This is a genomic window from Pseudomonas edaphica (assembly GCF_005863185.1).
Classification (GTDB): Bacteria; Pseudomonadota; Gammaproteobacteria; order Pseudomonadales; family Pseudomonadaceae; genus Aquipseudomonas; species Aquipseudomonas edaphica.
The window spans coordinates 1-3,127 of record NZ_VBVZ01000682.1 but is presented as its reverse complement, the minus strand read 5'-3'; the positions used below and the strand labels follow the sequence as shown (position 1 = coordinate 3,127).

The following is a 3,127-nucleotide window of genomic DNA, read 5'->3' as shown; positions in this document are numbered from 1 at the left end:
AGCTGGCTTGCCTGCGATAGCGGTGTGTCAGCTAAGGATATGCCACTGATCCACCGCTATCGCAGGCAAGCCAGCTCCCACAGGGGATCACCAGTGTGCTTGAGGTCAGGTACGCAGGTGCGTCAACGGCAGCTCGGTGCTGTTGAGCACCTGGTTGAGCACAAAGCTCGACCTTACGCTGGTTACGCCTTCAATCCGGGTCAAATGCCCCAGCAGCAATTTCTGGTAGTGGTCCATGTCCGGCACCACCACTTTCAACTGATAGTCCGCATCCATCCCGGTGACTAAACTGCATTCCAGCACTTGCGGCAGGGTGCGGATCGCTGCTTCGAAATTCTCGAAACGCTCCGGCGTGTGACGGTCCATGCCGATCAGCACATAGGCTGTAAGGCTCAGGCCCAGCATCTTGCGGTCGAGCAGTGCAACCTGGCGTGAGATGTAGCCGTCGTCTTCCAACTGCTTGACCCGGCGTGAGCACGGCGACGGCGACAGGCCGATGCGTTCGGCCAACTCCTGGTTGGAGATCCTCGCGTCGCGCTGCAATTCAGCCAAAATACTCAGGTCGTATCGGTCAAGCTTGCTCATTGGGTTGGCCTTTGTCGTAACTATTGCGGTGAATTATCTATGAAGGGTTAAAAATTGCGCAAGCACTGTTTATTGACGCAATCTTCGCAATCATCTGTCGGACGTTGGCCTGTATCTTTATCAACAGAATCACCGCCTGGACAACAGTCCACTGCAGTTGGCCCAATCAGGCCTGCTGCGGCCGCCGCCCCAGCAGGGTTGAGCCGGCCTCCAGGCTGCACACTGTCCACAAGACGGCGTGAGGTGAGCCAACGTCAAAAGCGTTGAGCCAGGACGAAATTCTCAAGGGGCGGCCGACGGGTCGCCCCTTTTTCTTTGTCTGCGCTTTTAGCTCAAAAAATACTTCTCGTGACTGATAACCTCTCTCAGAACCGGGTGAGGCTTTTCCAGTCTCATGCAGTAAGGCCGGACATTCCAGGCCCTAATCCGCAGTGAGGAATAGCATGAAGCGCATCTGGCGTATGGCAGGTGTAGGTTTGCTGATGGTGAGCGTCGGCACACAAGTAATGGCCGATGACCCGCGCTATGAAGGCGGTGGTCAGCATGAAAGAGGCCCGGAAGGCGGGCGCGGCAATGAACAGGCGCGACCGCAAAATAATCAACCGCGCCCACAGAACACTCAACCGCGTCCGGAAAACAACCAGCCGCGCCCACAGAACCCGCATGTTGATCGCGCCGAGCAACAGCAGCACGGAGGTGGGCAGTGGCAAGGCCGCCCGCAAAATGCCGAGCAACCGCGGCCGGCACCGCAGCCTGCGAACAACCTGCCGATCCAGGGCCGCCCGGACACCGTGCGCCAAACCCAGGAACCCCGCCAGGGCTACTATCAGGACATCCCGCGCCGTAACGATGGCAACCAGCACTGGCAGACCGGCAATGGCCCAGGCCCGCGTCCGGGCGGCGGCTTCAATAATGGTCACCCGAACGACAACCGCTGGCCGGGTCGCCCCAATGGGCATGGCAACGGCTGGGGGCCAGGCCCGCAATATCGTCCCGGTTACACCGTCGACCGCTTCCCGGACCGCAATTACCGTGTGCCTTACCGTGGCCAGGATTACTTCTTCTCCGGCGGCTACTGGTATCGCCCGCAAGGCCCGCGCTATGTGGTGGTGACGCCGCCCTACGGGATCCGTGTGCAATACCTGCCGGACTACGCCCGTGAAGTGTGGGTGGGCAGCGCGCTGTTCTTCCTCGCGGCGGGTTCCTACTACACCTATGAAAACGCTACCCAGCAATACGTCGTGGTGCAGCCGCCTACCGAAGTACCGGCGCCGCAACCCGCGCCGCAGGGCAACGGTTATGACGTGGTGGCCTACCCGGCCAACGGCCAGTCACCGGCCCAGGTACAGCAGGACGGCTACGACTGTTATCGCTGGGCAGTGCAGCAAAGCGGTTTCGACCCACGCACCGTCACTTATGCCCCGGACCCGGCAGTGGTGCAAACCTACCGCCAGGCCCAGGGCAACTGCCTGACCAGTCGCGGCTATCAGGTGCAGTACTAGGCCTTGTTACCCGTGACCACTTCCCGCGGGTCGGCGTGCACCAGCACTTCGGCGCGTGGGTAAGCCTTGTGAATGGCATCGGCCGCCTGGTCGCTGATGCCGTGGGCCACTGACAGGGTCAATTCCCCCGGCAACTCCAGGTGCAACTGCACAAACCAGTGGCTGCCGGAAATGCGCGTGCGCAAATCATGCGCGCCCAGCACGCCCGGCACACTGCGCGCCAATTCCAGCATGTGCTGGCTGACATCCGGCGGCAGTTCTTCATCCATCAACACGGCAAAGCTCTCGCGGGCGATCTGGATCGCGCTCCACAGGATATACGCGGCAATGCCGAGGCCGAACCACGCATCCACCTGATGAAAGCCGAACCCTGCCAACACCAGTGCCACCAGAATGCTGCCGTTGAGCATCAAGTCGGAGCGATAGTGCAGTGAGTCGGCGCGCACGGCATTGGAGCCGGTTTCGCGGATCACCCGGTGTTGCAGCATCAGCAGCGCCACGGTCATCACCAGCGAAAAAACGATGACGCCAATGCTCAGCCACGGCGCACCGACCGGCTCCGGGTGCAGCAAGCGCTGGTACGCCTGGAATGCAATCAACACTGCACTGCCGGCGATAAACAACGCCTGGGCCATGCCCGACAGCGATTCGGCCTTGCCATGCCCATAACGGTGATCGTCATCGGCCGGGCGCAGTGCGTAATGCACCGCCAGCAAGTTCAGCAGCGACGTAATGCCATCGAGCAGCGAGTCGGTCAACCCGGCGAGCATGCTCACCGAGCCGCTGAACCACCAGGCGATGGCCTTGGTGATAATCAGCGCACAGGCCACGCCCACCGAGGCGCGGGTGGCCAGGCGCAGGAGCCTGGCGTGTTCGGGGCTGCTGGTCATACGAATCCTTAAGCGGCGGGTTGCAAGCCCAGGGACGCGAGCTGTTGCACGCTGCCCTTGAACTGGATCATGCGCGGATCGTCCAGCGGCAGCTTGCGGCCGGTTTCTTTCTCAATGATGGATTGCAGCTTGGCGTTGTCGACTTTGCCG

3 protein-coding genes and 1 pseudogene are annotated in these 3,127 nt (G+C 61.2%); 1 reads left to right on the top strand and 3 read right to left on the bottom strand.

What is annotated here, in order from left to right; genetic code table 11:
• Window positions 1-105: 105 nt before the first annotated feature.
• Window positions 106-585, bottom strand: coding sequence for an Lrp/AsnC family transcriptional regulator (locus FEM54_RS28895; RefSeq protein ID WP_003176264.1), 480 nt, complete (start codon window positions 583-585; stop codon window positions 106-108).
• Window positions 586-1,028: 443 nt separating this feature from the next.
• On the opposite strand from FEM54_RS28895, the gene FEM54_RS28890 reads away from it, so the two are divergent.
• Window positions 1,029-2,087 carry a DUF6515 family protein gene (locus tag FEM54_RS28890; protein ID WP_017139356.1) on the top strand — a complete coding sequence of 353 codons (1,059 nt, stop codon included), beginning with the start codon at window positions 1,029-1,031 and terminating at the stop codon, window positions 2,085-2,087.
• On the opposite strand, the gene FEM54_RS28885 is transcribed toward FEM54_RS28890, so the two are convergent.
• Together FEM54_RS28885 and FEM54_RS28880 are read right to left on the bottom strand one after the other, a co-directional pair.
• Window positions 2,084-2,977: a cation diffusion facilitator family transporter gene (locus FEM54_RS28885; RefSeq protein WP_017139355.1), complete on the bottom strand. Its 894-nt coding sequence runs from the start codon at window positions 2,975-2,977 to the stop codon at window positions 2,084-2,086. The genes FEM54_RS28890 and FEM54_RS28885 overlap by 4 nt on opposite strands.
• A gap of 8 nt (window positions 2,978-2,985) precedes the next feature.
• Window positions 2,986-3,127, bottom strand: a pseudogene (locus FEM54_RS28880) (polyribonucleotide nucleotidyltransferase); the annotation flags it as partial.

Coding starts and splice junctions, on each gene's coding strand:
- FEM54_RS28885 (WP_017139355.1), bottom strand. CDS start 2,977: ATGACCAGCAGCCCCGAACACGCCAGGCTCCTGCGCCTGGCCACCCGC.
- FEM54_RS28895 (WP_003176264.1), bottom strand. CDS start 585: ATGAGCAAGCTTGACCGATACGACCTGAGTATTTTGGCTGAATTGCAG.
- FEM54_RS28890 (WP_017139356.1), top strand. CDS start 1,029: ATGAAGCGCATCTGGCGTATGGCAGGTGTAGGTTTGCTGATGGTGAGC.